Source organism: Catenuloplanes nepalensis, from assembly GCF_030811575.1.
Classification (GTDB): domain Bacteria; phylum Actinomycetota; class Actinomycetes; order Mycobacteriales; family Micromonosporaceae; genus Catenuloplanes; species Catenuloplanes nepalensis.
The window spans coordinates 1,571,076-1,596,936 of sequence record NZ_JAUSRA010000001.1 but is presented as its reverse complement, the minus strand read 5'-3'; the positions used below and the strand labels follow the sequence as shown (position 1 = coordinate 1,596,936).

The window sequence follows — 25,861 nt, the reverse complement described above, 5'->3', positions numbered from 1 at the left end:
TACCAGCGAGAAACGTCCGCGAAACCTTGACAAGGGTGGAGGGCATTCATAGCCTTCACGCCATTAAATCGTTTCATCAACCGCCCAGTTATCCCGCTTCGACGAGGAGAACTTGATGAGACCCCGCTATGGAAGCCTCGCCTCGGCCTGTGCGATCGCCGTCGTCCTCGCCGGGCTTCCGGCGTCGGCGGTGTCGGCGTCGCCCGCGCGTGGCCCGAGACTCGAGCAGCTCGATCGTGGGCTGGTGGCCGCGTCCACGGCGGACGGGGTGTTCCTGAGCTGGCGGCTGCGTGCCGACGAGGCCACCGGACACTCGGCCACCGGGCTGACCGGCGCGGACTTCAACGTCTACCGGGACGGCCGGCGGGTCGCCACGGTCACGGACAGCACGAACTTCCTGGACACGGCCGGGACCGGCGCCTCGAAGTACCGGGTCGCGGCCGTGGTGAAGGGGCGGGAGCGCGATCGCAGCGCCACCGTGAGCGCGTGGTCGGCGGGCAGCTACGACCTGCCGCTGCGCAAGCCGGCGGACGGCGTCACGCCGAAGGGTGAGGCGTACACGTACTCGGCGAACGACATGAGCGTCGGCGACGTGGACGGCGACGGGCAGTACGAGTACGTGGTCAAGTGGGACCCGTCGAACTCGAAGGACGTCTCGCAGGTCGGCTACACCGGCAACGTCTACATCGACACGTACGAGCTGGACGGCACGCTGCTGCACCGGATCGACCTGGGCGTGAACGTGCGGGCCGGCGCGCACTACACGCAGTTCCTGGTCTACGACTTCGACGGCGACGGCCGGTCGGAGATGATGTTCAAGACCGCCCCGGGTACGAAGATCACCCGGTACGCGAAGAACGGGCGCGAGCTGTCTTCCCGTTACATCACGCTACCCAAGAGCGACGTCAGGGCCGGGTACCGCAACACCGACGACTACCGGCTCAGCGCGGCCGGCTACTACGAGCACCTGGTGGAGATGTTCGCCGGCTGGCACGCGCACCCGGAGGTGGTCGCGGGCCGCTGGCCGGCGACGCTGGAAGCCGCGTTCGGCATCGCGCCGCGGTACACGTACCCGCTGAGCCGTGCGGACGCGACCGCGCTGGCCGACCACTTCATCGACGTGTACGCGCCGGCCCGCAGCACCCGCAACGTCCTGCGCGCGTTCGAGGGCTTCATCCTGGACGGGCCCGAATACCTGACCGTGTTCGAGGGCGCGACCGGCCGCGAGCTGCAGACGATCCACTACAAGCCGGGCCGGCACGACGACGGCCTGATGTGGGGCGACTACGCGATGGCGCGGATCGAACCGGGCAACCGGGTCGACCGGTTCCTGTCCGGCGTCGCCTACCTGGACGGCAGGCGCCCGTCCGCGGTCTTCGCCCGGGGCTACTACACGCGCAGCACGCTCGTCGCGTACCGCTGGGACGGCCGGAAGCTCGTCGAGGACTGGTTCGTGGACAGCGGCTGGACGCCGATGACGAACCCGTTCAACGACTCGCCGCACGGCCGGGACGGCACCGACCCGCGGTTCGGCACGCTGACCACGCAGGGCTTCCACTCGCTGTCCGCGGCGGACGTGGACGGCGACGGCAAGCAGGAGGTCGTCTACGGGTCCGCGACCATCGACCACGACGGTGACCTGCTGTACTCGTCGTTCGACACTCTCCCGGACGGCACCACGGAGGCGCGCCTCGGGCACGGCGACGCCATGCACGTCACGGACATCGACCCGGCCCGGCCCGGTCTGGAGATCTTCACGGTGCACGAGGGCGCCACGTCCGCGCCGTACGGGATGGCGATGCGCGACGCGCGGACCGGCGAGGTGCTGTTCGGCGTCTACTCCGGGCGGGACACCGGCCGCGGCATGGTCGGCGACGTGCTCCCGGAGTCACCCGGCCTGGAGGCATGGGCGAGCCTGCCCGGCGGCACCGACTCACTCGGCCTCTACACCGCGCAGGGGCGGGTCACGCCGGGCGCGATCCCGGGCACGAACCAGAGCATCCGCTGGTCCGGCGACCTGACCACGCAGATCCTCAACGGCTCCGGGGACGCGACGCCGACGATCGACGACTGGAAACGCGGCACGCTGCTCACCGCGGCGGGCACCCGGGCCGACAACGGCACGAAGGGCAACGCGGCGCTGATCGCGGACGTCTTCGGTGACTGGCGGGAGGAGCTGCTGGTCCGGACCGCGGACAGCACCGCGATCCGGATCCACCTGAGCACGGAGGTGACCGGGCACAAGCTCTACACGCTGATGCACGACCCGCAGTACCGGGCCGAGGTGGCGCGCCAGCAGACCGCCTACAACCAGCCGTCGTACCCGGGCTTCTACCTGGCCTCGGACACGGACTGGTCCCGCGTACCGCTGCGGCGTTAGGCTCTGGATCGTCCGGCCGCCTCGCCCGGGGCGGCCGGACGTATCGTGGTCGGGTGCGAGCTGACGGCGCCCGGAACCGGCGACACATCATCGACACGGCCCGGACGCTGCTGGCGGCCAAGGGCACCGGCGTGACGCTGCGCGCGGTCGCCCGGCGGGCCGGCGTCGGCACCGCCACCGTGACCCGGCACTTCCCGACCCGGGACGCGCTCGTCGACGCGGCCACCGCACGCCAGCTGGAACTGTGCACCGAACTCACCGACGGCTCGCTGGCCGACCCGGACCCGTGGCACGGGCTGCTCGCCATGGTCGACCGGGTCTTCGATCCGGAAGCGCGGCGCGACGACCTGCCGGTGACGCATCTGATGGCCGAGTCGCGGGCCGCGCGGAACGTGTGCGAGCTGGCCCGGCGCGCCCAGGAGGCCGGGCACCTGCGGGCCGACTTCGAGCCGAACGACCTGCTGCTGCTGGTGAAGGCCGGGGAGAGCCTGGCTTCCACGTCGCCGCACGCGGCCCGTCGGCTGGCCGCGTACCTGCTGCAGTCGTTCGCGGCGCGCACCGGGCCCCTGCCGAGCGCGGAACCGATACATCCGCTCACCGGCGTTCCTCACTTAACGCCAGGACCAGGGCAGACAGCCGCGGCGTGATTAGCGTTCCCCTCGGTTCCACCGAAGCGAGGAGAACAGATGATCACCGAACTGGTGTCCCGTGCCCGCGCGCTGCGTCCCGAGCTGACGGCGAACGGCTTCCGGGCCGACGCCGAGGGTACGGACGTCGCGGCCAACATGCGGTTGCTCGCCGGGGCCGGGCTGAACCGGCTCAGCGTGCCGGTCGAGTTCGGCGGCGCGTGGGACGGCGCGTGGGGCGGCCTGCCGGAGACGATCGAGAGCATCGTGGAGGTGTCCGCGGCGGACGGCTCCACCGGGCAGTGCTGGAGCGCGAACGCGCTGGTCGCCCGCCAGATCTTCATCTCCGACGTCCCCCGTGAGGTCCGGCGGCAGGTGGCGGACGAGCTCCTGGAGAGCGGGCGGCGGCTGGTGTCGTCCGCGTCCGAGGCCGGCGGCAAGGGGCCGGTGACCGGACGGCGCGTGCCCGGCGGCATCGTCATCGACGGCACCAAGACGTTCAACACCAACAGCGGTGGCGGCGGGCGCGACCTGCTGCACGTGCGGTTCCTGCTGGAGGGCGTGCCGCACCAGGCGCTGGTCCGGCTCGACGACCCCGGGCTGACCGCGGCACACGACTGGGACAACATGGGCCAGCGCGGCACGGACAGCCAGACGATCACCTATCAGAACGTGTTCGTGGCGGACGGCTGGCACTTCCCGCCCGCGGCCATCGACCCGTACCTGCTCAGCGCGGTCATGCTCACCCACGCGGCGCTGCTGCAGGGGCTCGGCGAGGGCGCGCTCGAAGCGACCGTGGGCTACCTGCGGACCGTCAAGCGGTCCAGCATGCCCAAGTTCGCCGGGGCTCAGGAGGATCCGCTGATCCACCGCCGGCTCGGCGAGATGTCCAGCGAGCTCGCGGCCGCGCGGGCGCTGCTGATGAGCGTGGCTTCGGAGATCGCGTCCGGCAGCGCCGACCCGGCGGAGACCGGCGTGCGCGGCTTCCGGGCGAAGGTGGCCAGCACGACGGCCGGGCTGCGGGTGACCGCGCAGGTCCACGAGCTGACCGGCGGCCGCGGCACCAGCAACCGGTACCGGTTCGACCGGTACTGGCGCAACGCCCGCGCGTTCGCCTCGCACGACTCGCTGGACGCGAAGATGGCGTTCATCGGCGCGTACGAGGTGACCGGCGCGCTGCCGAACCTCACCGACTACCTGGCGGTCTAGGTGGACGCCGCCACGCTGCGCGCCGCCTTCGCGCGCTTCCCGAGCGGGGTCACGGCACTGTCCGGGCTCGTCGACGGCGCACCCGAGGGAATGGCGGTCAGCTCGTTCCTCTCCGTCTCCCTCGACCCGCCGCTGCTCGCGGTGTCGCTCCAGCGCACGTCCCGCACCTGGCCGGCCCTCCGCCGGGCCGGCGGCATCGGGGTGAGCGTGCTCGCCGCCGGCCACGGCGCGCTGACCCGCCGGCTGGCCGGCGCCACGGACCGTTTCGCGGGCGTCGACTGGACCGCCACGCCATCCGGCGCGGTGCGGATCGGCGGCGCGGCGGCCTGGTTCGACTGCACGCTCCACCAGGAGCTCCCGGCCGGCGACCACGTCATCGCGCTGCTCACCATCCACGCGGTCGACCACCAGCCGGCCGCGCCACCCCTGGTCTTCCACGCCAGCACCTTCCGCCAACTCGTCTGACCACGCGCCCGGCGGCTCCTTCCGGGGCCGCCGGGTTCCCGGTCAATCCAGCAGTCTCGACACCCGGTCCTCGACCAAACCCATCGCGGGTACGGTGCCGTCGGCGGCGGCGAGCACGTCTCGCAGGCGCTCCAGCAATTCCCGCACACGGGAGGAGACGACGTTCGCCGGCAGGCCCCAGGCGACGCCTTCCCGGATCAGCGCATCGCTGTCGACCTCGGGGAGCCGGGTCACGCCACCGATGCTCATGGCGGCCTCCGCCCACAGCTTCGGCCGGGCCATCGTGGGTACGGTGTCGTAGAGCGGCGCCAGGGTGATCTCACCCGGCGCCGGATGCAGCAGCGCCACATTCTTTCCGTGCGCGTCCGCGTCACCGATCGCCACGGTGAACGTAGCCCGGTCGAGCAGACGCAGCCGCTCCGCGCGCGAGTCGGCCGACCACCGTTCGAGCAGACCGGCCACCTGCCGGAAGGTCGGGCCGCCGTGCGCCTCGTACTTGCCGCGGCCCTGCGCGTGGTCCGGATCGATACCCAAGGCCTGGCAGACGTCCTCTTGGTGCAGCCGAACCGCGGCCTCGCCCGGTGCGGTGACGGCGCGGTCGAACCGTTCGACCACGATGCACTCGGCTTCCCCGATACACCGGCGACATCGCGGCCGAAGCGGCCGAGCATGCCGAGCAGATCGACGACGCTCACCCCGGCAAGGCCGGCCATGGCACTACGGTGCTGGCCTCCGGTAGCAGTCCGGTGATGAAAGGCCAGGCGTCATGTCGGCCGCGGCGCACAGGAAGAGAGCACGACAGCAGTGGGGTCGACAGAACCCGCCCCGCAACCGTATCGGCCGTATACTCGCACGTCACTCGACCGATCTTCGGAGCACGCAATGTGGCCCCTGAAGACGCCGAAGGCGCCCTCCCCGGTGGGGAGGGCGCCTTCGGGTCGGTGGGTCAGCCGATGGTGACGTCGAAGATGTGCATGATGCCGCGGTCGCTGCCCTGGGGCAGGATGACCGCGTCGACGATCTTGGCTGTATCCAGGGTGGCCGGGTCGGTGGCGAAGACGCGGAAGGTGCCGTCGCCGGTGGTGCCGTTGGCGTTGTTGCGGCCGGGGACGGTCAGCAGCGCGGTACTGCCGGCCGGGGCGGTCGCGGCCCAGTCGCCCAGCGTGAGCGGGACGTCCTGGGTGGTGCCGTCGGTGTAGACGACCTGGGCGGTGCCGGTGGAGGGGCCGTTCGTGGCCAGGCCGAGGAACGACACCGCGCTGGCTGAGCGGTTGGCCAGATCGACCCGCTGGCCGTGCGGGATCCAGTTGTCCGGCGTGCCCGGCGCGGAGGCCGGCCAGGTGAACGTCAGGTCGCCGTGCGGGATCGAAGAGCCCGGTGCGGCACCGGCGGCGGCGAGCGAGTCGCGGGAGTACGACCAGTCGCTCAGGTCCATCGAGCCGAGGTTGCCCTGGCCGTTGGGGGTGGTGCCGATGTTGTTACGGGCATCCATGCCGTCCAGGTAGGACGGTGGCACGTCGGCGGCGCCGGTGCCCCACGCGGTGGGCGTGGCGGACATGACGAAGCGCAGCTTGCCGCCCTCGCGGACGAAGTCGGCGCCGACCCACGACGCGGTCTGGCGCTCGCCGTCGACCCGCAGGTCCTTGACGTAGCGCTTGCCGCCTGCGACGCCGGGCGCCTGGATCTCGATGCCCGCGTCGCCGCCGATCGGCCGGATGTCGATCTGCTCGAACATCGGCGCGTGCATGACCAGCGTGCCGGTGCCGTAGATCGCCGGGTAGAAGCCGAGGTGCGCGAAGACCAGCCACGCGCTGAGCGCGCCCTGGTCGTCGTTGCCGGGCAGGCCGGACGGCGTCGTGTCGTACATCTCGGTGACCGCGCGGTACACGGTGTCCACGGTCTTCGACGGCGCCCGCAGCCAGTTGTAGACCCAGGGCGTGCCGAACGCGGGCTGGTTGGACAGGTAGTTGCCGGTCTGGGTGTACGCGCCCGCGTCAAGCTGTGCCATCAACACGTCAACCTGTTGACGAGACGCATCAACACCACCGCGCTTGGCAATCAACGTGGACAGGTTGTGCGGGACGAGCCAGCCGTACTGGTAGCCGGTCGACTGGTTGAACTGGCCGCGGCCGGCGCCGTCCTCGCGTACCCGCAGGTCGAAGTTCTGGTCGAAGCCGGTGCGCTCTCGGGGACGGATGTGGCCGGTGGCCGGGTCGAACACGTTCATCCAGCTCTGCGCGCGCGCCATGAAGAAGTCGTAGGAGTCACGATCACCGAGGCGGAGGGCCTGCTGCGCGATCGCGAAGTCGTCGATCGAGTACTCCAGGACCCGGGACGTGGCGAAGTCGCCCTTGCGGTTCTCGATCAGGCCGGTCGCGAAGTACTGGTACGCGTCCGTGCGCTTCGACGCGGTCGCGGGCAGCCTCTGCGTCGTGATCATGGACTTGAGCGCGGCCGCGCGGTCGTAGTCGGTGATGCCCATGTCGTCCAGCGTGGACAGGATGACCTGCAGGTTGTCGCCCTGCATGCGGGACGCGCCGGGCGCCCAGCCGCCGGTCTGCCCGGTCAACGCCACGATCGACGCGTTGATGTCCGCGGCCACGGCGGGGTGCGTCAGCGCGAGCAGCTGCGCCTGACTGCGGTACATGTCCCAGCCGGAACCCGCGAAGTTGATGTTGGTGTAGAAGTGCCGGCCCTTCTCGACCTGGTGGACCTGCCGGTCGTACCCCAGGTATTGGCCGTTGACGTCCTCACGCGCGTTCGGGTGCAGGAACGAGTGGTAGAGCGCGGTGTAGAACTCGACACGCTGTTCCTCGGAGCCGCCCTTCACGTCGACCGTGCCGAGCGCCCTCTCCCAGGACTTCCGCGCGTCCTTACGGATCGCGTCGAACTTCTTCTTACCGACCTCGGAGGTACGGTTCGCGGCCGCGTTCGCCACGCTCACGTAACTGAAACCGGTGCTCGCGGTGACGGTCGAACCGGCCGGGAACGTGACCCATGCGCCGTTGTCGTGCCGGAAGTCCACGCCGGTGTCCGTGCCGCTCTTCTCGACGCTCGCCGCACCCGCGGTCAGCACGTCGTCCTTCCACACGCCGTACGACGCGAAGTCCGTGTCGTACACCGTGGAGAAGTAGGCGCGGTAGAGGTTGCCGTTGTCACAGACGTCCGTGCCGTACATCCAGCCGGACACCGTGCGCGTCGCCGGGTCGATCGTGACCGCGCTGCCGAACGTGCGGTTGTTCGGACCGGACACGTCCAGGATCAGCGTGGCGTTCTGCGCGAAGTCGAACCGGCTCACCGCGGTGCGCGTGGTCGCGGTCAGCTCCGTGGTGACCCCGTTGTCCAGCGCCACGCTGTAGTAACCCGGCTCGGACACCTCGTTCGCGTGCGCGAACTTCAGGTAGTACGGCTTGATGTCGTTCGCCGGGCTGGACGGCAGCACCCCGCCGGGCAGCTCTCCCGCGTACGGGATGACCGGGAACTCGTAGCCGCCGAATCGGCCGGTGCACCCGGTTCCGGAGTGGCGGGTCATGCCGAAGCCACGGATCAGGTCGGCGGTGTACTCGTACCCGCCCTTCTCCCCCACCAGCGCGTTGCCCGGCTTGTACGTCGTCGGGCTCGGCTGGACCATGCCGAACGGCAGCGCCGCACCCGGGTACGTGTTGCCGTACGCGTCATTGCTCTTGTTCTGCGTCGTGTCCATCTCGGTGCCGATGAACTGGTCGACCGCGTCGAACGGCGCGATCGCCTTCGCCGCCGCGCCCGCCGGTGTGCCGGCGAGAGGCGCCAGGACGGTCGCCGCGATCGCGGCCGCCGCCCACCGGCGCGGGATACTCCACCCGAGCATGCGATGTTCCTTTCACGGGATGTGCGTCCGGCAGTATCGTGCCCGCACCCGACCACGTGATGAACACCGATACAACCCGAAGATCAACACCACGCGTCGGTACGTGGATGGGGTCCCCGGCGCGTAACAGGACCGTGGGCTTCGCTGACTTCTACGCCGGCGCGGAGGACGACCGCCTCCGCGCCGTGGGCCACGGGCCGGCCCCGGTGTCGGTCCGCCCGTGGCCTGGTGCACGGCCCGGTGCCGGCCGCGCCGCACCGGGCCGGCCGGCGGCGAGCCGCTGCCCTGCCACCGATCGAGCCGGAAGGAAATCGAGAGAACAGGTTATCGATCGAACTCACCGTGGGTATGGGATCACCATCACCGTCCACTGGGGAGGTACACCGATGAGCATCACCGAGGAGCGGCAGCACACCAAGGCACCGTGGGAGACGGCCGCGCCGGCGGCCGGCACGTCGGCGGACGTGAGGGTGACCGGGCGGCGCGTCATGGCCAACCTGATCGACGGCGTCATCCTGGTCGGAGTCGGCGCCGGCATCATGATGGCGACCGGCGTGCAGACGACCACGGCCGTGACCACGTCCGGCACGAGCACGATGTGGCAGATGTCGCCGACCGGAACCGTGCTGTACGCGGTGTTCGCGCTGGCGTACTACGTGCTGATGGAGCGGTTCCTCGGCCGTACCGTCGGCAAGATGTGCACCGGCATCCGGGTGGTCGGTGAGACGTCCGGCGCGACGCCGACCTGGGGTCAGGCGTTCATCCGCACGCTGCTGCGGGTCGTGGACGGCATGTTCGGCTACCTGGTCGCGTTCATCGTGGTCCTGACGAACGACAGGCGCCGCCGCGTCGGCGACATGGCCGCCAAGACCCTGGTCGTGCGCTCCTGACCGCACCTCGCCGCACAGCGAAGCCGCCCCGCCATGATCATGGCGGGGCGGCTCGCGTTCCGGGGCCGTACGACATCCTGTGGTCGACTCTCATCCCGGCGCGACCGCCGGCGCATCGACCTCGCCGCCGTCGTCTCGGACGACGACACCGTCATCCGTCGATGGTGCCGGGCCACCGATGCGGGACCGGCACAATCCCGACGTCCGGGCGATCAGCCGCCGGCTTCCGGCTTGCCGCCGGGCTTCGTCCCGGAGACGACACCGCCGGCCACACATGGTGCCGGCCACCGATGCGGGACCGGCACCATCTCGACTTCCGGGCGATCAGCCACCGGCTTCCCGCCAAGATTCCGGCTTGCTGCCGGGCTTCGTCCCGGACGACGACACCGCCGGCCACACATGGTGCCGGCCACCGATGGCGGACCGGCACCATCTCGACTTCCGGGCGATCAGCCGCCGGTGGTGCCGGGTTCCGGCCTGCCGCCGGGCTTCGTGTCGGCCGGGCCGGTCTCGGGCCGGGTGTCCGAAGCGGTGGCCGGGCCGCCGGTGGTCTCCGCCGCCGGCTTCGCGGCGAGGTTGCCGTCGATCGGTGCGGGGGCCGCGCCACCCGGAACCGGGCCGGCCGTCGCGGCGGGGGCCGCACCGGCGGTCGCGCCCGACGTGTCGGTGACCTCGACCTTGTGGTCGCCGGCGTGGTGGTCGTCGCCGTGCTTGCCGCGGTGGATCGTAAACGTCATGATCACCACGATCACGGCGCCGACGACGAGGCCGATGATCGCGCTGGCGATCGTGTTGACCAGCCAGCCGACGAAGCCGCCGAGCGGGCCGGTGGCGTCGTGGGCGGCCTCCTCCATGTGGTGCACGATGTCGTAGATCGTGTGCCAGCCGAGCTCGTGCGTGCCGACCAGGAGGATGTGGCCGCCGACCCAGAGCATGGCGGCGGTGCCGATGATGGTCAGCGCGGTGAGGACCATCGGCATCGCCTTGACCAGGCCGCGGCCGAAGCCCGCGACCGCGCCGTTGTTGCGCTCGGCCAGGCTGAGGCCGACGTCGTCCATCTTCACGATGATCGCGACCGCGCCGTAGACCGCGATGGTCATCACGACCGCGACGACGCACAGGATGACCAGGCGGGACACGAAGCTCTGCTCGGCGACCTCGTTCAGCGAGATCACCATGATCTCCGCGGAGAGGATCAGGTCGGTCCGGACCGCGCCGGAGATCAGCGTCTTCTCGTCCTTGAGCTTCTCCTCGCCGTCGCCGTGCCCGTGGCCGGAGACCTTCGCCCAGACCTTCTCCGCGCCCTCGTAACACAGATAGGCGCCGCCGAGCATCAGGATCGGCGTGAGTAGCCAGGGCAGGAACTGGCTGAGCAGCAACGCCACCACGATGATGATGGCCTTGTTGCCCAGCGACCCGAGCGCGATGCGCTTGATGATCGGCAGTTCCCGGTTCGCGGCCAGTCCCCGCACGTACTGCGGGGTCACCGCGGCATCGTCGATGACGACGCCCGCGGCCTTCGAACCCGCCTTCGCGGCCGCCACACCGACGTCATCGATCGACGCGGCGGCCGCTCGCGCCAGCACCGCGATATCGTCCAGCAGGGCTGCTAGTCCACCGCTCAAGGCAGATCCTCCAAGTCATCATGTGCACGTCTCTCGCGACGATTATCCCTGCCCCCGGCCATCCCGGCGCGCCAGACGCCACCACCCCCGTACGGGCACAACGTGTTGATCATGCCAACACGTGGTGTCGCCGTCCGCCGGCGCGATTCCGACGACATCTCACCCTCTCGCACGCCACGCCCGCTACGCCGGCCGGGACGGCCAGGCCCGCCGACCGGCAGTCCCCCCGCCATGCGGAGACGGCGGCCGGGCAGCCCAGCGCCCTTATGTCGGATTCGACCTACTGACCCTTCGAGGCCGAGGTCGAGGTCGAGGTCGAGGTCGAGCGGCGAGGTCGAGCGTTGTCGGGCGCTGCGCGCCCGAAATTTCACTTTATATCGGTTGCCGCTGCGGAACGCCCGCTTACCCACGCCGAAGGATCAGTATGGCCGGGGCCGGAAGGTGATCACGTGTCGCAAATCGTTGTTATCCGGCGCTTTCAACAACGATTTGCGACACGTGATCGCTTTCGAGGGTCACCGCCGCCGCCTTTACGGTGATATTTCAGGCAGGGCGGCAGCGGCGAAGGAAAGTCCCGTTGCCGATGGGCCGGAATGGTGGCGGTGGCGATCCGCGCGGCGGACATCACAGAGATCGAAGGCGACCCCGGTCATCGCGCTCATGGGTTGATCGACTTTGAGGGTTATTCAGCACGTTACGCGCTGACAGCCCTGGCCTGCGGCGACGCGGCTTCGGCTCGCCCGCTGAATAAGCCACTTTGGAGGCTTATTCAGCGCCGCCCTCGTCAGACGACCCGGCCTGCGGCAACGCGGTGCCGGTTCGCTGCGCTGAATAAGCCTCTTGGTTGAGCCGAAAGGACGCTATCCGCGCCGCGACCTCGCACAGCGCGCCGTCCCGCAGCTCCACCGTGAGGGAGGCCGGAGCCGGTGTCGTCGCCCGCGCCCTCGGGGAGGCTGGTGACGTCGCATCCCGGACTGACTACTCGTCGCACCACTCCCGCACGCCGGGCAGGAACGCGGCCGCGATCAGCCCGCCGGAGTAGAGCAGCGCGCCGGCCAGGAAGACCGGGTCAAACTCGGGGCTGGCCGCCCGCACTTCCTCGCCCCCCGGTGCGCAGGATCGCCCGCGCCGGGCCCGTCAGCTCCGCCCGCTCCCCCGCCCGAACCTCCCGGTGGTAGTCGGCCGACCGGCGAACGGTCTGCGCCGCGTTGTTGACCAGGATGTCCAGCGATCCCCAGCGCTCGGCGACCGCGTCGACCAGGCCGAGCACGCCCGGTAGATCCACGCCGTGGATCCACAGCGGTGGTGCCACTCTGCCGCGTCCGGCACCGCCGCGAACCGCCGTGCCGCGTCCGCCGGGAACCGCGTGGTGACCAGCACGTCCGCGCCGTCCCGGAGCAGCCATCGTGGAACAGCCGACCCGGAAGGTTCGGGCCGCGCGCCCTCCCCCGGACGCGCGGCCAGCCGTTACATAGAGCGTCTACCCTGTCGCACTACGCTAGAAGACCCTTCCGTCCGACGGGGAGGATGGAGTATGCGACGAGATCGCTTCCGGCGCGCGGTGACCGGCGCCTCGGTGATACTGACGCTCGGGCTGGCCACCATCGCGGGGTGCCAGCCGGACGAGACCGGGCCGCCGTCCGTGGACGAGTTGCTGCGGCAGACCGGCATCTGGCAGCGGCCCACGCTGCGGATCGGCGTCGCGGCGAACGAACCGCTGATCGGCGAGATCAAGGAGGGTGTGCGCAGCGGCTTCGACGTGGAGATCGCGCGATATCTGGCCCGGTCGCTCGGCTACACGAACGAGAGCGACGTCGAGTTCGTGACCGTGCGCACGGACGAGCGGATCCGGTTCCTGCTGGCCGGCCACGTCGACATCGTGGTGGCCAGCCTGTCGTACACGGAGGACCGCGCCAAGCTGATCGGGATGGCCGGGCCGTACTTCGTGACGAATCAGGCGTTCCTGGTGCCGAAGGCGTCGGCGCCGACGCTGCGGACCGAGGACGACTTCAAGGAGAAGAAGGTCAAGGTCTGCACCAGCGGCAGCTCCACCACGGAGGACGAGCTGACCCGGCGCGGCTTCGACCGGTCCGTCGTACAGGATCTGCAGGACTGCGCGGACGGGATGCTGTCCGGCGAGTACGGCGCGATGAGCTCGGACAAGACGATCCTGGCCGGGTACTACTCGCAGCATCCGCAGGACTTCGCCTACGTCCAGCTGCCGTTCGGCGCGGACGAGCGGCTGCACGTCGGCGTCTCGATCAACGACGAGGCGCTGCGGGACCTGGTGGCGTACTTCCTGAAGAAGAGCTACGACGAGGGGCGCGAGACCGGGACGAGCCCGTGGCTGACGGCGTACAACAACACGCTCGGCGCGTGGTACCTGGCCGACGTCGACGAGATCAGCCAGCCGGAGCCGCTGGACGTGCCGGACCTGGTCGATCACGACGACAAGGTCTCGCCGAGATGAATTCGGCCGAGGAGCCGCGCGCGGGACAGTCGTTCTGGAGCGTGGTCGTCGGCGTACCGGCGATCTTCTCGGTGCTGCGGCTCGGCGTCGAGGCCGGCGGTGAGCTGCAGACCACGTTGCTGCTGGTCGCGAACGTGGACCCGATCAACCTGATCGCGGCGCTGTTCACGACCGCGGCCCGGTTCGTCTCCGCGACGCTGGTCGGGGTGCTCGCGATCGGCGGCGTGGCGCTGGCCGGGCGCAAGCCGGGCCAGGGGCGGCCGCCGCTGTTCGCCCGGTGGCTGCGCGCGGCGCCGCTGTGGTTCGCGGTGGCCGCGTTCGGGCTGGCCGCGATCACCTGGCAGATCCTGTATCTCCCGTTGCTGCTGCCGTGCGCGGTCGCGGCGTTCCAGTCGATCGTGTCGGTCCCGCGCGACTCCCGGTGGGCGGTGGGGGCCGCGGCCGGGGTGGGCATCGTCGTCTACGGGTGGCTGGTCGGGCCGACCGTCGCGGCCGCGGGGCGGCAGGGGGACTGGCTGGTGTTCCTGCTCTTCGTGGCGCCGCCGGTGCTGGCGCTGGGGGTGCCGGGGCCGCTGCCGAGGCGTTTCGTCGGGCTGCTGACGATGACCGCGCAGACGGTCGCGCTGGCCATGGTCGCGGCGGCGGCGGTCCCGATGATCACCACCCCGGTGCTGCCGCTCACCGTGACCACCGTGCTCCGCGCCGATCCGGCCGCCGCCACGACTCCACCCACCCCGGCCGGCACCGCCGGCTCGGACGGCACCGCCGGCACCGCCGACTCGGACGGCACCGCCGGCTCGGACGGCACCGCCGGCCCGTCCGCCAGTGCCGGCCCGGCTCTCAGCGCAGGCCCGTCTCCCGGTGCCGAGCCCACCGCCCCCTCCCCCGGCGACGCCTCCGCGCCGCCACCCGGCACCCCTCCGCTCGACACCCGCGACACCGAGGACATCCTCGGCCACGTGATCACGGTCGACGACGTGCACATGGTGATCCTTCAGGAGAGTGGCGGCGTCCGGTACGTACCGACCGGTCTCGTGCGGGCGCAGGTGCTCTGCCCCACCGAGGGCGAGCTGCCCCGCTACCGGTTGTGGGTGCGCGGTTTCCACGTCGAGGACTCGCTGCTGGAGGGTCTCGGCCGCCAGGTCCGCCCGGCCAGCCGGGTGGACGCGGCCTGCCGTAATCCGGTCGCCGGCTGACCATCTCGCCCGGCCGTTTCGAAGTCGATGCATCAATGTTCCGGTTCTAGTTCGAAAATTTTCGACGCCCTGTACCGGCAGAAAGAGCTATCGAATTCATCGATCGGCGTACTAGCATCGGCCGGGCGGAGGCGCTCACGGCCGTACCGTCTCCCGATGTTCTTCCGGAAGGTTTTTCGGACTCAGCGACTGAGATGGAACCCATGACCTCCACGACCGGCAACGCCCTGCAGGCACCGGACCGCGCGGCCACGCCGCCGCTGATCAGGAACCCGGTGCTGCCCGGCTTCCATCCGGACCCGTCGATCCTCCGCGTGGGCACCGACTACTACATCGCCACGTCCACGTTCGAGTGGTTCCCCGGGGTGCGCCTGCACCACTCCACCGATCTCGTGCACTGGCGCCCGCTCGGCGGCATCCTCACCGAGGAGCGGCTGCTCGACCTGCGCGGTGCCGGCGACTCGTGCGGCGTCTGGGCTCCCGACCTGTCCTACGTGGACGGCCAGTTCCACCTGGTCTACACGGACGTCTCCAGCTTCTCCAGCGGCTACTGGGACTCGCAGAACTACCTGACCACCGCGCCGTCCCCGGACGGCCCGTGGTCCGACCCGGTCGTGCTGCACGCGCGCGGCTTCGACGCCTCGCTGTTCCACGACGACGACGGCAGCACCTGGATGCTGTCGATGACCGCGGACTGGCGGCCCGGCCGCAACCGCTTCGCCGGCATCCAGGCCCAGCGCTACGACCGCGACGCGCGCGCCCTGGCCGGCGAGGAGACCGTGATCTTCCCGGGGACGGCCGCTGGTCTGGTCGAGGGACCGCACCTCTACCGCCGCGACGGGTGGTACTACCTGCTCGTCGCGCAGGGCGGGACCAGTTGGGAGCACGAGGCGCTGGTCGCCCGGTCCCGCACGCTCCTCGGGCCGTACGAGCCGGACCCGGCCGGTCCGCTGATCACCTCGCTGCACCGCCCCGACCTGGCGATGCAGAAAGCCGGCCACGGCAGCCTGGTCGACACCCCGGACGGCGAGTGGTACCTGGCTCATCTGGTCGGCCGGCCGTACACGCCGCGCGGCGTGTGCGTGCTCGGCCGGGAGACCGCGATCCAGCCCGTCACCTGGGAGCACGGTGGCTGGCCGCGCGTCGACGGCGGCGTGCCCGCGGACGTCGTGCCCGCACCGGACGGCGTCGACGCGATCTCCGAGACGCCGGACACCGCGGTCGACGACTTCGACGCGGCGGCGCTCGGCCCGGACTGGTCGACGCTGCGCCGCCCGGCCACGCCCGACTGGGCCGACCTGTCCGCCCGCCCGTCATACCTGCGCATCCACGGTGGACAGTCGCCGGTCGGCCGGCTGCGGCCCAGCCTCGTCGTGCAGCGGGCCACCGCGCGCCGGTGCAGCCTGGAGACGACGATGGAGTTCCGGCCGGCCAACTTCCGCCAGCTCGCCGGCGTCACCGCGTACTACAACACCCGCAACTGGCACTACGCGTACGTGACGCTCGGCGACGAGGGCTTCCCGGTGCTCGAGGTGCTCTCCTGCGACAACGGCCGCCGCGCCACCCACCCGGACAGCCGCGTGCCGCTGCCCGCCGTCGACCGGCTGCGCCTGCGCGTCACCTACGACGGCCCGGCCATCCGCTTCGCCTACGCCACCGGCGACCGGTGGACCGACCTGCCCGCCACCCTGGACGCCACGATCCTCTCCGACGAGCACGCCGCCCACAAGGTCGACGGCGAGCCCGAGGCCTGGGGCTTCACCGGCGCCATGGCCGGCCTCTGGGTCCAGGACCTCGGCGCCGACGGCGGCTTCGCCGACTTCGACCAGGCCGTCTACCGCATCCTCGGGGATTGACCCGTCCGGGATCATGGAATCCGTGCTCGGGGATGCGTTCGGAGATCTGCTCAGAGAAGCCGCGGCGAACGGGACCGCCACACAGATCGTGGAACGGGACGACGGCTTCGTCAGCCGCGACGACGCCGCCCACTACCTCCACGGCCCGCAGCGCTGGCCGGCGCACGAGACCGCGCTGCTGGACCGGGCCCGCGGGCGCATCCTCGACATCGGCTGCGGCGCCGGCCGGCACATGGCCGCGCTCCGCGACCGGGGCGCGGACGTGCGCGGCATCGACCCGTCACCGGGCGCGGTGGCGGTCTGCCGCGCCCGCGACCTGACCGCCGACGTCGGCGACATCGACGCGCCACCGCCCGGCCCGTTCGACACGCTGCTGCTGATGGGCGGCGGTCTGGCGCTGCTCGGCTCCCCGGCGGCCGCCGCCCGGCGCCTGTCCGCGATGGCGGCCGTCGCCGCACCGGGCGCGGTGCTGCTCGGCACCAACGCCGACCCGTACCTCACCACCGACCCGATCCACACCGCATACCACCGGCACAACCGCGCCCTCGGCCGTCCCGGCGGCCAACTGCGCGTCCGCGTCCTGCACGGCGACACCGTCACGGACTGGTTCGACTACTGGCTGGCCAGCGTGGCCGAGCTCGAGGCCACGCTGGCCGGCTCACCGTGGCGCCTGGAGACGGCCGAGGGCAGCCCGGCCTACACCGCCGTGCTCGTCCTACGCTGAAACCGCCGAGACCTGGACGGCCAGCTGCGCGTCCACGGAATCTCCACAGCGGCTCCACCCGTCGCGCCGATGCGCCCTGAAGCATCGATGTCATGCGCCAACTGCTTCGGTTCGGATATCAGGAGGCCGCGAGCTGTGTGTTCGCGGGTGTGGTCTTCGGGCTTCTGGCGGTGACCAGCGTGCTGCCGTTGCCGATCGCGCGGTACGACGCGCTGCTGGTCGGTTGCCTGGTGCTGACCGGGCTGCTCTGGCTGCTGCGCGTGGAGACCGGGCGGGAGGTGCTGGTCATCGGGCTGTTCCACCTGGTCGGGCTGGCGCTGGAGCTGTTCAAGGTGCGGGCCGGCTCGTGGTCGTACCCGGAGGACGCCTTCAGCAAGATCGGCGGCGTGCCGCTGTACAGCGGATTCATGTACGCGGCGGTCGGCAGCTACCTGTGCCAGGCGTGGCGGCGGCTCGACCTCGGGCTGATCGGCTACCGCGCCTGGCCGACCGCGGCGGCCGCGATGTTCATCTACGCGAACTTCTTCACCCACCACTGGCTGCCCGACCTGCGCCTGCTCGGTGCGCTCGGGCTGCTGGCCGCGACCTGGCGCACCACGGTCACGTTCCGCGTCGGTACCGTGCGTTACTCGATGCCGCTCGCGCTGTCGTTCGTCCTGATCGGCGGCTCCCTCTGGCTGGCAGAGAACGCCGCCACCTTCCTGGGCGCCTGGCAGTACCCGGACCAGGGCGATGTCTGGCGCGTGGTCCACCTGTCCAAGCTGGGCTCCTGGGCCCTGCTGGTCAGCGTCAGCTTCGTCCTGGTCGCGGCCCTCAAACGCCGGCAGCCGGCCGCCACCGCCCCGGAACACCACATTCAAGGTCAAATGCTAGATCTTCCCGCTTCCGGCGTGGTGCAGCCCGCATGCTCCCGCGGGCCAACCTCGCCGCGGGCTCCGTCTCCGCTTCGCTCCACTCCGCTCGCGGCATCGGAGCCGGTCCCGCCGTGGCCGGGACGAACCGCGATTCCCGGCCTGCTGACGCCGCATCGCGCGCGTCCCGATTCCCACGGGAACGACCACCCCTCACATGATCGGGGTGCCCGTCCGCCCGCAGGCGCCGGAAGCGCGGTGGGGCCGGAAAATGGTCTTCGGGGTGGTGAACGTCGGTTATGCCTGCCGGCGCCGGCTGGGGCGTTCGTAGAGGAGCGAGAAGCCACACCGCAGCATGTTCTCGCCGGATGGAAGCACGCCAAAATCTCCCGGCACAGCAGCACTTTTACTATCGTCGATTCGTAGGTTCGTCGACGAGAGGTGTCAGCCATGCCCATGTCCTTTCCCGCCACCGCGTGGAGACGTCGATCCGGTGCCGCGGCGGTGGTGTCGCTCGGGCTGGTGGTCACGCTCGGCGCGCCCGGCCTCGCCCAGACCCCGCCGGGGGCCGGGCACCTGTCGCCGGTGGCGCTGACCGTGGCCGGCGGGGTCGACCCCGGCGCCGCGGCGGGGCAGTCACTGAACCTGCGCCGGGGCTGGACCGCGGAGGTCTGGGCGAACGTGCCCGGGGCGCGGCGGCTGGCCTGGACACCGGACGGCCGCCTGCTGGTCTCGACCGGCGCCACCGGCACGGTCATGGCGCTCACCCCGGCGGCCGGCGGACAGGGACCGGCGGTGACGACGCTGATCAGCGGCCTCAACCACCCGCAGGGCCTCGACATCGCCACCCGGCACGGCCGGCACATCCTGGTCGTCGGCGACCGGACCCGGATCGTCGCCTGGGACTACGCGAACGGTGCCGTGTCCCGCCAGCGGGTGATCGTGGACGGGCTGCCCAGCGGCGGCCACGACCGGATCACCCCGGTGATCCGCGGTGACCAGGTCTTCTACAACCTCGGGTCGCTGACCAACGACGACCCGGTCGACCGCACCGCCACCACGCCGGAGCGGGCCACGATCCGCCGGGCCGGGCTGGACGGCACCGGCGACCGGCTCGTCGCCACCGGCGTACGCAACGGCTCGGGGCTGGACCTCGCGCCGGACGGCACGCTGTGGGCGTCGATCAACCAGGCTGACAACCAGCCGTACCCGTTCCGCGACGACACCGGGCAGTACGGCGAGCTGGTCCCGTCGTACATCAACGAGAACCCGGTCGACCAGGTCGCCAGGATCACCGCGGGCACCGAGCTCGGCTGGCCCTACTGCGTGCCGGACACGACCGGGCGCGAACACCTGACCGACCTGGGGTACGTCGCCCAGCCGCTGCGGAACCCGGACGGCGCGATCCTCGACTGCTCCACCGTCGACCGCACCGCGCTCGGCCTGCCCGCGCACAGCGCGCCCCTCGGCTTCGCCTTCACGCACGACTCCGCGCTGCCGAGGTCGCTGTCCAACGGCGCGCTGATCACCTCGCACGGCTCGTGGAACCGCACGCCGCCGCGCGAGCCGTCCGTCGTCTACAGCGCCTGGGACAACCGCAAGCGCACGCTCACCCCGCCTCAGGACCTGGTCACCGGCTTCCAGAACCCGGACGGCACCCGCTGGGGCCGCAGCGTCGACGCGATCCCCGGCCCGGACGGCGCGCTCTACGTGTCCGACGACGCGGCCGGCCTGGTCTACCGCCTGGCCCCGCCCCGCGGATAGGCGGGATACCGACGGCGGCCGGTCCGCATACGCGCGAGCCGGCCGCAGCGCCCACGTATTGTGATCATCGTGGGGCGGAGATGGCCGGAGAGCGGGACCTGGGTCGTCGTCCCCACGTCGCCGACCGCGGACTGGGCGCTGGTCGCCGCGGTGCTCGCCGCGGCCACCCCCGCGCGCGTCGCGGTGATCGCCACGGGTGTCACCGCGCCGCCGCCGGAACGGCTGCTGGCGCACGTCGCCTCCTGGGCCGAGCTGCACGACGGCGGGACACAGCCGCTGCGCCTGGCGGACGCGCTGCGCATCGTCGACGCGTTCTCCGGCACGCACGACCTGGTGCTGGTCGCCGGCGCGGCCGGCCTGACGGCACCGACCGGGCGCAACGGCTGGACGACCGCCGATCTGGCCGCCGCGCTCGGCGCACCGGCCGTGGTGGTCGTCGGCGACGATCCGCGCGGCGTGAACTACACGACCGTCGAGGCGCTGGAAGCCCGCGGACTGGCGTCCGCGCTGGTCACGGTCGGTACCGCACCGGAGCGGCTGCCGGCCGAACCGGACGGGCGGATCCCCGCCGACGTGCCGGAACTGGACGCGGTGATCGCACGCGGATTCCTGGATCCGAAGCTGCGGGCCGGATCCGGCCTGACCCGCATCGGCCCGGAGACACCCGCGGAGCCGGCCACGGCACCGGCGGCCTGGCCCGCGCGTGGACAGTGGACGGTCGCGCCCGTCCCGGCCACGGCCGGCTGGGAGCCGGCGGTCACCGCGCTCGCGGCGGCGTCCACCGCCCGGGTCGCGGTCGTGGCGATCGGGGTGACCGGCCCGCCCGCCCCGCGACCGGCCGCGCACCTGGCCACCTGGGTCGCCGTCCGGGACGGCGCGCGGCAGCCCCTGCGCCGGCAGGACGCGGTCCGGGTGTCCGACGCGCTCGCCCGTACCCACGAGGTGGTGTTGATCGTCGGCGCGGACGAGCGGGCCGGCTGGAGCCTCGCCGACCTCGCCGCCACGCTGGGCGCACCGGTCGTGCTGGTCGCCGGCGCGCAGACCACCGGTGACCGGCTCGCCGCCGCGCGCGGTGAGATCGAGGAGCGCGGCCTGACCTCGGCGGTGATCGCCGTGGGAGACGTCGCGCTCGCCGGCCCGTTCGCCGGCCGGGTCCCCGATGACGCGGGTGAGCTGACGGCCGAGACGGCCCGCGAGCTGCTCGACCCGATACTGCACGCGACGCGCGCGGCCGTCCCGCCGCCTCCATCGGCCCGGCGCCGCCCGCGCCCACCGGCCCGGCGCCGGCCGGCCGCACCGCCGAGGAGCCGCGCCGGGGGCGCACGCATCGTCCTGCTGCTGGTCGCGGTCTTCGCGATCATGTCGCTGAGCGTCGTCGGCCTGGCCTTCTGCAACCGGACGGTGGTCGCGCCGACCGGCCCGGCACCGACGGCGGACCTCAGGGACGTGCCATAGCCGGTATCAGCCGGTGGGCGTGCCGCAGACGACCGCGATCGCGGCCATGGTGGGCAGCAGGCAGAGCGCGACCTTCGCCGGGTCGGGCAGGCCGGTCCGGACGATCACGATGTTGAGATAGACCAGCGCCGCGCCCACGGGCAGGGTCCAGAAGAAGATCAGGAACATGAGGGCGAGCATCACCGGTACGAAGATCAGCGCCCGGAGCACCGGCGGCGCCGGCGGCCCGATGTGATGATCGACGTCCCGGATCGTGAGCACCGGGTACGGCTCCAGCGTCCCCGCGGTGGCCCGGACGACGACCGGATGCCCCTCCGCACCGGGCAGCCGAAAGGTCAACCCGTCGTTCTCGGCCACACCCTGCCCGGCGACGCCGACCCGGGCCCGCCCGGTGAGCGGATCCACCCACGCCTCAACCGGTTGGTCCACACCGAAGATGTTGATGATCTTTCGCGCCACGGCCGCAGATTGTACGGCCCACGCTCCGATATGGCCATCCCATTTCACATCTCAGGGCGGTGAAGCCGACCGGATCCGAACCGGCGTCCTCCAGCTCGGGCACGGGCGCGACGACCACTGCGCTACGGCTCCACCGCGCGGAGACCGGCGACGCGACCAGCGCGCGCCTCTTTCCAGGTCGCCACCCCGGGGTGGTGAGGCCATCCGCCTCACCGATCGCCTAGAAGCCGAAGAAGTCCGTGATCGCGGTGGTGGTGTGCAGGTCGGGCGTGGTGTGTCCCATCAGTGCGGGGGAGGCGACCGGGCTGGGGATGGTGTGGCCGCCGCCGTGGACGGTGAAGAGCCGGACCGGGGCGTGGCCGTCCTGGTGGTGGTCGACGCGGGTGACCTCGGGCGTCAGGTCGGTGGTGGCCGGGGCCGCGGTGACGCCGTTGCGGGCGGCGAAGTAGGCGGCGGTGTCGGGGGCGGAGAGCAGGGCGCCGCCGGCGCGGAAGACGATGCGGGCCCAGGCGGCCATCCGGCCGCCCCGGTAGGGGACGATCGGGTCGCGGGTGCCGTGGATGAGCAGGACCGGGCGCGGGACCACGGGCAGTTCGGGCAGCAGGAAGTTGTCGGGGGTGGGCTGGCCGGCCGCGATGACGGCGCCGCCGGCGATCAGGTCGGGGCGCTCGTGCAGCAGGCGGATGACCATGCCACCCCCGTTGGAGTAGCCGGCGGCGTAGACCGGGCGGCCCTCGGCGACCCGGCCGGCGACCGCGGCGGCGAACGCCACGTCGTCGATGTTCGCGGTGCGGGCCGGGAAGCGGTTGGCCAGGCGCGCGTCGTTCCAGTTGGTGCGGAAGCCGTCGAGGTACGCGACCGCCGTACCCGGAAGGGTGTCGAAGGTGTTGCCGGTGAACGACCGGAATCGGGCCGCGTTCTGCCCGGATCCGTGGAAGACCAGCAGCAGGCGGTCGAAGCCGTCCGTGGGCGCGGCCAGCGTGTAGGTGCGGGTGCGCCCGCCGGCCTCGATCGTCGCGGTGCTCAGCTGCACGGTGGTCATGACGCCTCCAAAACGGATAACCAATCCGCTTCAACGTAGCATGAAGTGGATGAGCTATCCGGTTATCCTCGTCTCATGACCACGCCACCGCTGCGCAAGGACGCGGCCCGCAACTGGCAGCGCATCGTCGACACCGGGCGGCGCTTCGTGGACGAGGGCGTTCCGGTGCAGCTCAACGAGGTGGCGCGGGCCGCTTCGGTCGGCGTCGCCACGGTCTACCGGCACTTCCCCACGCCGGAGGCGCTGCTGGAGACGATCGCGACGCCGAGCCTCGCGGCGCTGGTCGCGCACGCGGAGCACGCGGCCGAGCGGGACGATCCGGGGGACGCGTTCGCCGGGTACCTGCTCGCGCTGCTGGACGCGCAGCTCGACGACGCGTCGATGCAGCCGGCGCTGGCGGCCGGCTCCTACGTGCTGCCGCGCACGGCCGAGCTGCGCGCCCGCCTGGATTCGCTGTCCGGGCGGCTGCTCGACCGCGCACGGGAGGCGGGGCAGGTCCGGCCCGAGGTGACGCGGGCCGACCTGCTGCCGCTGATGTGCGGCGTGATCTACGCGGTGCGGGTGCATCCGGGTGCCGAGGCGCGGCGGGCGGTCACCCACCGCTACCTCGACGTGATGCTCAACGGGCTGCGAACGCCGTAGAGACCTCCCAGAGGCGTCGCGCCGCGGCCGGGTCGAGGGCCCAGCGGCGCACGCCGGGGTCGGCCAGGCCGGCCTCCGCGTCGTCGTCGATGACCTCGGCCTCGGCGCAGTCCTCGAGGTACCTGCCGCCGACGCGGTCGAACTCCGGTGCGAGCGCGGCCACCATGGTCGTCGCGGCGCCCTGCTGCGGCGTCTTGAGGATCGGCGCCTTCTCCCACTGCGCCCGGGTCTCCTCCGGGATGTAGCGCTGCAGGTTGGTCATGACGCCGCCGGGCGACACCGCGTTGGCGTGGATGCCGTCCGCGGCCCAGCGGCGGGTCGCCTCCACCGTGAACAGCACGGTCGCGGTCTTCGCCTGGCCGTAGGCCACCCACGGGTCGTACGGCCGGTTCTCGAAGTCGATGTCGTCGAAGTCGACCGGGGCGACGTGGTGGCCGGCCGACGACAGCGCGACGATCCGGGCCCCTCCCGCGGCCGCGAGCGCGCCGTGCAGGCCGGTGGCCAGCGCGAAGTGGCCGAGATGGTTGGTGGCGAACTGCAATTCGATTCCCCCGGCGGTACGGCGGAGGTCCGGCACCGCCATCACGCCGGCGTTGTTGATCAGCAGGTGCAGCGGGCCGTCCCAGGCCGCGGTGAACGCGCGGACGCTGTCCGGGTCGGCGACGTCGAGCCGGGCGATCCGGACGGTGTCGTCCTTGAGTGCCGCCTGGGCGGCGTCGGGGTCGCGGACCGCGACGGTCACGTCCGCGCCGGCCCGCACGAGCGTGCGGACGGTCTCCAGGCCGATGCCGGAGGCGCCGCCGGTGACGATCGCGCGCCGGCCGGCCAGGTCGTGACCGGCCGCGACCTCGTCGGCCGTGGTGTGAAAGCCGTAGGGCGTGGTGATGCGAGACATGCGTGAACTCCCGTCAGCGAGGTGCTTCCTCGCTGACAGCCTATGCCGAACATGCCGGTTACTGCCACATTTGCCAGTCACTGCCTCCTGGAGGGCTCGCCGAACGCGCGAAGCAGCAGCTCACGCACGTCGCCACCGTGCGACGCCCAGAACGCCAGCACGGTCTCGAAGACCGCGAGCCCGGACGCGATCAGCGCGCGGCCGCGCAGCTCCGCGTCCGGCGCGTCGCCGAGCCGGCGCAGCACGTCCGGCAGCAGCAGCTCCTGCCACACCGCGTTCTTCTCGATGTGCTTGGCACGCAGGCCCGGCGTGCCGAGCGTGAACATGATCTTCGAGATGCCGAGCGCGGCCGGGTTCCGGTGCACGTGACCGGTGAACTCCTCCAGCGCGTGCTCCACCGCCTCCGCCGCCGGCTCGTCCGCCGGGCGCGCCTCGAGGAGGTCGCGCAGGATCGACCCGAACTCCATCGGGTCGCCGACGACCAGGTCCTCCTTGGTCGGGAAGTAGCGGAAGAAGGTCCGCTGCGACACCCCGGCCTCGGTCGCGATCCGGTCGATCGTGACCGTGTCGAACCCGGACTCCAGGAACAGCTCCATCGCGACCGTCTCGATCTGCCGCCGCACCGCCCGCCGGGACACCTCCCGGCTGGAAAGCCGCTCACTCATGCCGGACTCCCCGGCCGGCCGCGGCGACGCCGCGGTCGGCGCCGAGCCGGTGATTCGCTCGCAAGCTCGCTCATGCCGGGCAGTTTAGTGCAGCCATTGACACTGTCACGATGACAGTGTCAAGATGGCGGGCATGTGGACGATGGAGGAGCTGCTGGAGCGCGTGCGGGAGGCCCTCGCGGCCGAATACCCCGGCGCCCCCAACGGCCGGGTCCGCGAGCTGCCCGACCGCCGCGCCGTCCGGTGGTATGCGACGACGGGACTCGTCGACCGCGCCACCGCGATGCGCGGCCGCACCGCGCTCTACGGGCCGCGGCACCTGCTGCAGATCGTCGCGGTCAAGCGCCGCCAGGCCGACGGCCACTCACTCGCCGCCATCCAGGCCGAGCTGGCCGGTGCGACCGACGCTGAGCTGGCCGCGCTCGCTCGCGTACCCGCGGATCTTCTGAAAACCGATGCGCAACCGGCGGCCCGGCCGCGTTTCTGGGCCACCCCGCCGGCCGCGCCGTCCGACCCCCCGGCAACCGGCGGCGTGCGGGAGGTGGGGGGCGTCGCACTGGGCGGCGGCGCCTTCCTCCTCCTGCCGGTGCGACCGTCAGGCTCCGATCTGGAGGACCTCGCCGACGCCGCCCAGCCGCTGATCGACCTGCTCCGGGCCCGTGGCCTGCTCACTGAGCTTTCTTCGACCGGGCTTTCTTCGACCGGGCTTTTTTCGACCGGGCGCACCCGGACCGATGACTGACGCCGTGCCGGCCGGCCACACAGGTCCGGCCGACAATGGCTCACTGATGGGGGAGAAC

Annotated in this window: 22 protein-coding genes and 1 tRNA gene; 14 read left to right on the top strand and 9 right to left on the bottom strand. The window is 71.7% G+C overall.

Annotated elements, in window-relative coordinates:
* The first annotated feature begins 115 nt into the window (after nt 1-115).
* From J2S43_RS06615 to J2S43_RS06600, 4 genes are read left to right on the top strand one after another with little or no spacing between them, the layout of a single operon-like run.
* Nucleotides 116-2,380 (top strand): rhamnogalacturonan lyase, encoded by a 2,265-nt coding sequence (locus J2S43_RS06615; RefSeq protein WP_306827708.1) that lies wholly within the window; start codon nt 116-118, stop codon nt 2,378-2,380.
* A gap of 53 nt (nt 2,381-2,433) precedes the next feature.
* Nucleotides 2,434-3,027, top strand: a complete 594-nt coding sequence (locus J2S43_RS06610) for a TetR/AcrR family transcriptional regulator (protein ID WP_306827707.1) — start codon at nt 2,434-2,436, stop codon at nt 3,025-3,027.
* Between the two features lie 39 nt (nt 3,028-3,066).
* Complete coding sequence (locus J2S43_RS06605) at nt 3,067-4,215, top strand: acyl-CoA dehydrogenase family protein (RefSeq protein WP_306827706.1); 1,149 nt, start codon at nt 3,067-3,069, stop codon at nt 4,213-4,215.
* On the top strand, nt 4,216-4,680 hold the full coding sequence (locus J2S43_RS06600) for a flavin reductase family protein (protein WP_306827705.1): 465 nt from the start codon (nt 4,216-4,218) through the stop codon (nt 4,678-4,680).
* A gap of 42 nt (nt 4,681-4,722) precedes the next feature.
* Here the strand turns inward: J2S43_RS06600 and J2S43_RS06595 are convergent, their stop codons facing one another.
* Nucleotides 4,723-5,316 (bottom strand): HipA domain-containing protein, encoded by a 594-nt coding sequence (locus tag J2S43_RS06595; RefSeq protein ID WP_503125041.1) that lies wholly within the window; start codon nt 5,314-5,316, stop codon nt 4,723-4,725.
* Nucleotides 5,317-5,626: 310 nt separating this feature from the next.
* Entirely contained in the window at nt 5,627-8,527 is a 2,901-nt protein-coding gene (locus J2S43_RS06590) for a GH92 family glycosyl hydrolase (RefSeq protein WP_306827703.1), read from the bottom strand.
* A gap of 386 nt (nt 8,528-8,913) precedes the next feature.
* Here J2S43_RS06590 and J2S43_RS06585 point away from each other — a divergent pair, with 386 nt between their 5' ends.
* On the top strand, nt 8,914-9,417 hold the full coding sequence (locus J2S43_RS06585) for an RDD family protein (RefSeq protein ID WP_306827702.1): 504 nt from the start codon (nt 8,914-8,916) through the stop codon (nt 9,415-9,417).
* Between the two features lie 449 nt (nt 9,418-9,866).
* On the opposite strand, the gene J2S43_RS06580 is transcribed toward J2S43_RS06585, so the two are convergent.
* On the bottom strand, nt 9,867-11,042 hold the full coding sequence (locus J2S43_RS06580) for a DUF808 domain-containing protein (RefSeq protein ID WP_306827701.1): 1,176 nt from the start codon (nt 11,040-11,042) through the stop codon (nt 9,867-9,869).
* Between the two features lie 1,069 nt (nt 11,043-12,111).
* On the bottom strand, nt 12,112-12,327 hold the full coding sequence (locus tag J2S43_RS06575; RefSeq protein ID WP_306827700.1) for a hypothetical protein: 216 nt from the start codon (nt 12,325-12,327) through the stop codon (nt 12,112-12,114).
* Nucleotides 12,328-12,576: 249 nt separating this feature from the next.
* Between J2S43_RS06575 and J2S43_RS06570 the strand changes: the two genes are divergently transcribed.
* The 7 genes from J2S43_RS06570 (at nt 12,577) to J2S43_RS06540 (ending at nt 21,358) form a co-directional block, all read left to right on the top strand.
* Entirely contained in the window at nt 12,577-13,512 is a 936-nt protein-coding gene (locus J2S43_RS06570; protein ID WP_306827698.1) for a transporter substrate-binding domain-containing protein, read from the top strand.
* The gene (locus tag J2S43_RS06565; protein ID WP_306827697.1) at nt 13,509-14,708 is read left to right on the top strand and encodes a threonine/serine exporter family protein; all 1,200 of its coding nucleotides are present in this window, start codon (nt 13,509-13,511) and stop codon (nt 14,706-14,708) included. The genes J2S43_RS06570 and J2S43_RS06565 overlap by 4 nt, the downstream gene beginning before the upstream one ends.
* Nucleotides 14,709-14,911: 203 nt before the next feature.
* Entirely contained in the window at nt 14,912-16,564 is a 1,653-nt protein-coding gene (locus J2S43_RS06560; protein ID WP_306827696.1) for a glycoside hydrolase family 43 protein, read from the top strand.
* Between the two features lie 22 nt (nt 16,565-16,586).
* On the top strand, nt 16,587-17,288 hold the full coding sequence (locus J2S43_RS06555) for a class I SAM-dependent methyltransferase (protein WP_306827694.1): 702 nt from the start codon (nt 16,587-16,589) through the stop codon (nt 17,286-17,288).
* 92 nt (nt 17,289-17,380) lie between these two features.
* Nucleotides 17,381-18,565 (top strand): DUF817 domain-containing protein, encoded by a 1,185-nt coding sequence (locus tag J2S43_RS06550; RefSeq protein WP_306827693.1) that lies wholly within the window; start codon nt 17,381-17,383, stop codon nt 18,563-18,565.
* Nucleotides 18,566-18,589: 24 nt separating this feature from the next.
* Nucleotides 18,590-19,903 carry a PQQ-dependent sugar dehydrogenase gene (locus J2S43_RS06545; protein WP_306827692.1) on the top strand — a complete coding sequence of 438 codons (1,314 nt, stop codon included), beginning with the start codon at nt 18,590-18,592 and terminating at the stop codon, nt 19,901-19,903.
* 69 nt (nt 19,904-19,972) lie between these two features.
* The gene (locus J2S43_RS06540; protein ID WP_306827690.1) at nt 19,973-21,358 is read left to right on the top strand and encodes a hypothetical protein; all 1,386 of its coding nucleotides are present in this window, start codon (nt 19,973-19,975) and stop codon (nt 21,356-21,358) included.
* A 6-nt stretch (nt 21,359-21,364) separates the two neighbouring features.
* Here the strand turns inward: J2S43_RS06540 and J2S43_RS06535 are convergent, their stop codons facing one another.
* From J2S43_RS06535 to J2S43_RS06525, 3 genes are all read right to left on the bottom strand, one after another.
* A complete protein-coding gene (locus J2S43_RS06535) occupies nt 21,365-21,817 on the bottom strand; it encodes a hypothetical protein (RefSeq protein ID WP_306827689.1) in 453 nt (150 codons plus the stop codon).
* Nucleotides 21,818-21,877: 60 nt separating this feature from the next.
* A tRNA-OTHER gene (locus tag J2S43_RS06530) sits at nt 21,878-21,949 on the bottom strand.
* A gap of 88 nt (nt 21,950-22,037) precedes the next feature.
* A complete protein-coding gene (locus J2S43_RS06525) occupies nt 22,038-22,859 on the bottom strand; it encodes a CE1 family esterase (protein WP_306827688.1) in 822 nt (273 codons plus the stop codon).
* A 75-nt stretch (nt 22,860-22,934) separates the two neighbouring features.
* Between J2S43_RS06525 and J2S43_RS06520 the strand changes: the two genes are divergently transcribed.
* Nucleotides 22,935-23,501, top strand: coding sequence for a TetR/AcrR family transcriptional regulator (locus J2S43_RS06520; RefSeq protein WP_306827687.1), 567 nt, complete (start codon nt 22,935-22,937; stop codon nt 23,499-23,501).
* Here J2S43_RS06520 and J2S43_RS06515 read toward each other — a convergent pair.
* On the bottom strand, nt 23,479-24,396 hold the full coding sequence (locus J2S43_RS06515; RefSeq protein ID WP_306827685.1) for an SDR family NAD(P)-dependent oxidoreductase: 918 nt from the start codon (nt 24,394-24,396) through the stop codon (nt 23,479-23,481). The genes J2S43_RS06520 and J2S43_RS06515 overlap by 23 nt on opposite strands.
* A gap of 77 nt (nt 24,397-24,473) precedes the next feature.
* The gene (locus J2S43_RS06510; RefSeq protein WP_306827684.1) at nt 24,474-25,061 is read right to left on the bottom strand and encodes a TetR family transcriptional regulator; all 588 of its coding nucleotides are present in this window, start codon (nt 25,059-25,061) and stop codon (nt 24,474-24,476) included.
* 133 nt (nt 25,062-25,194) lie between these two features.
* Here J2S43_RS06510 and J2S43_RS06505 point away from each other — a divergent pair, with 133 nt between their 5' ends.
* Entirely contained in the window at nt 25,195-25,803 is a 609-nt protein-coding gene (locus J2S43_RS06505; RefSeq protein ID WP_306827682.1) for a MerR family transcriptional regulator, read from the top strand.
* Nucleotides 25,804-25,861 lie beyond the last annotated feature (58 nt).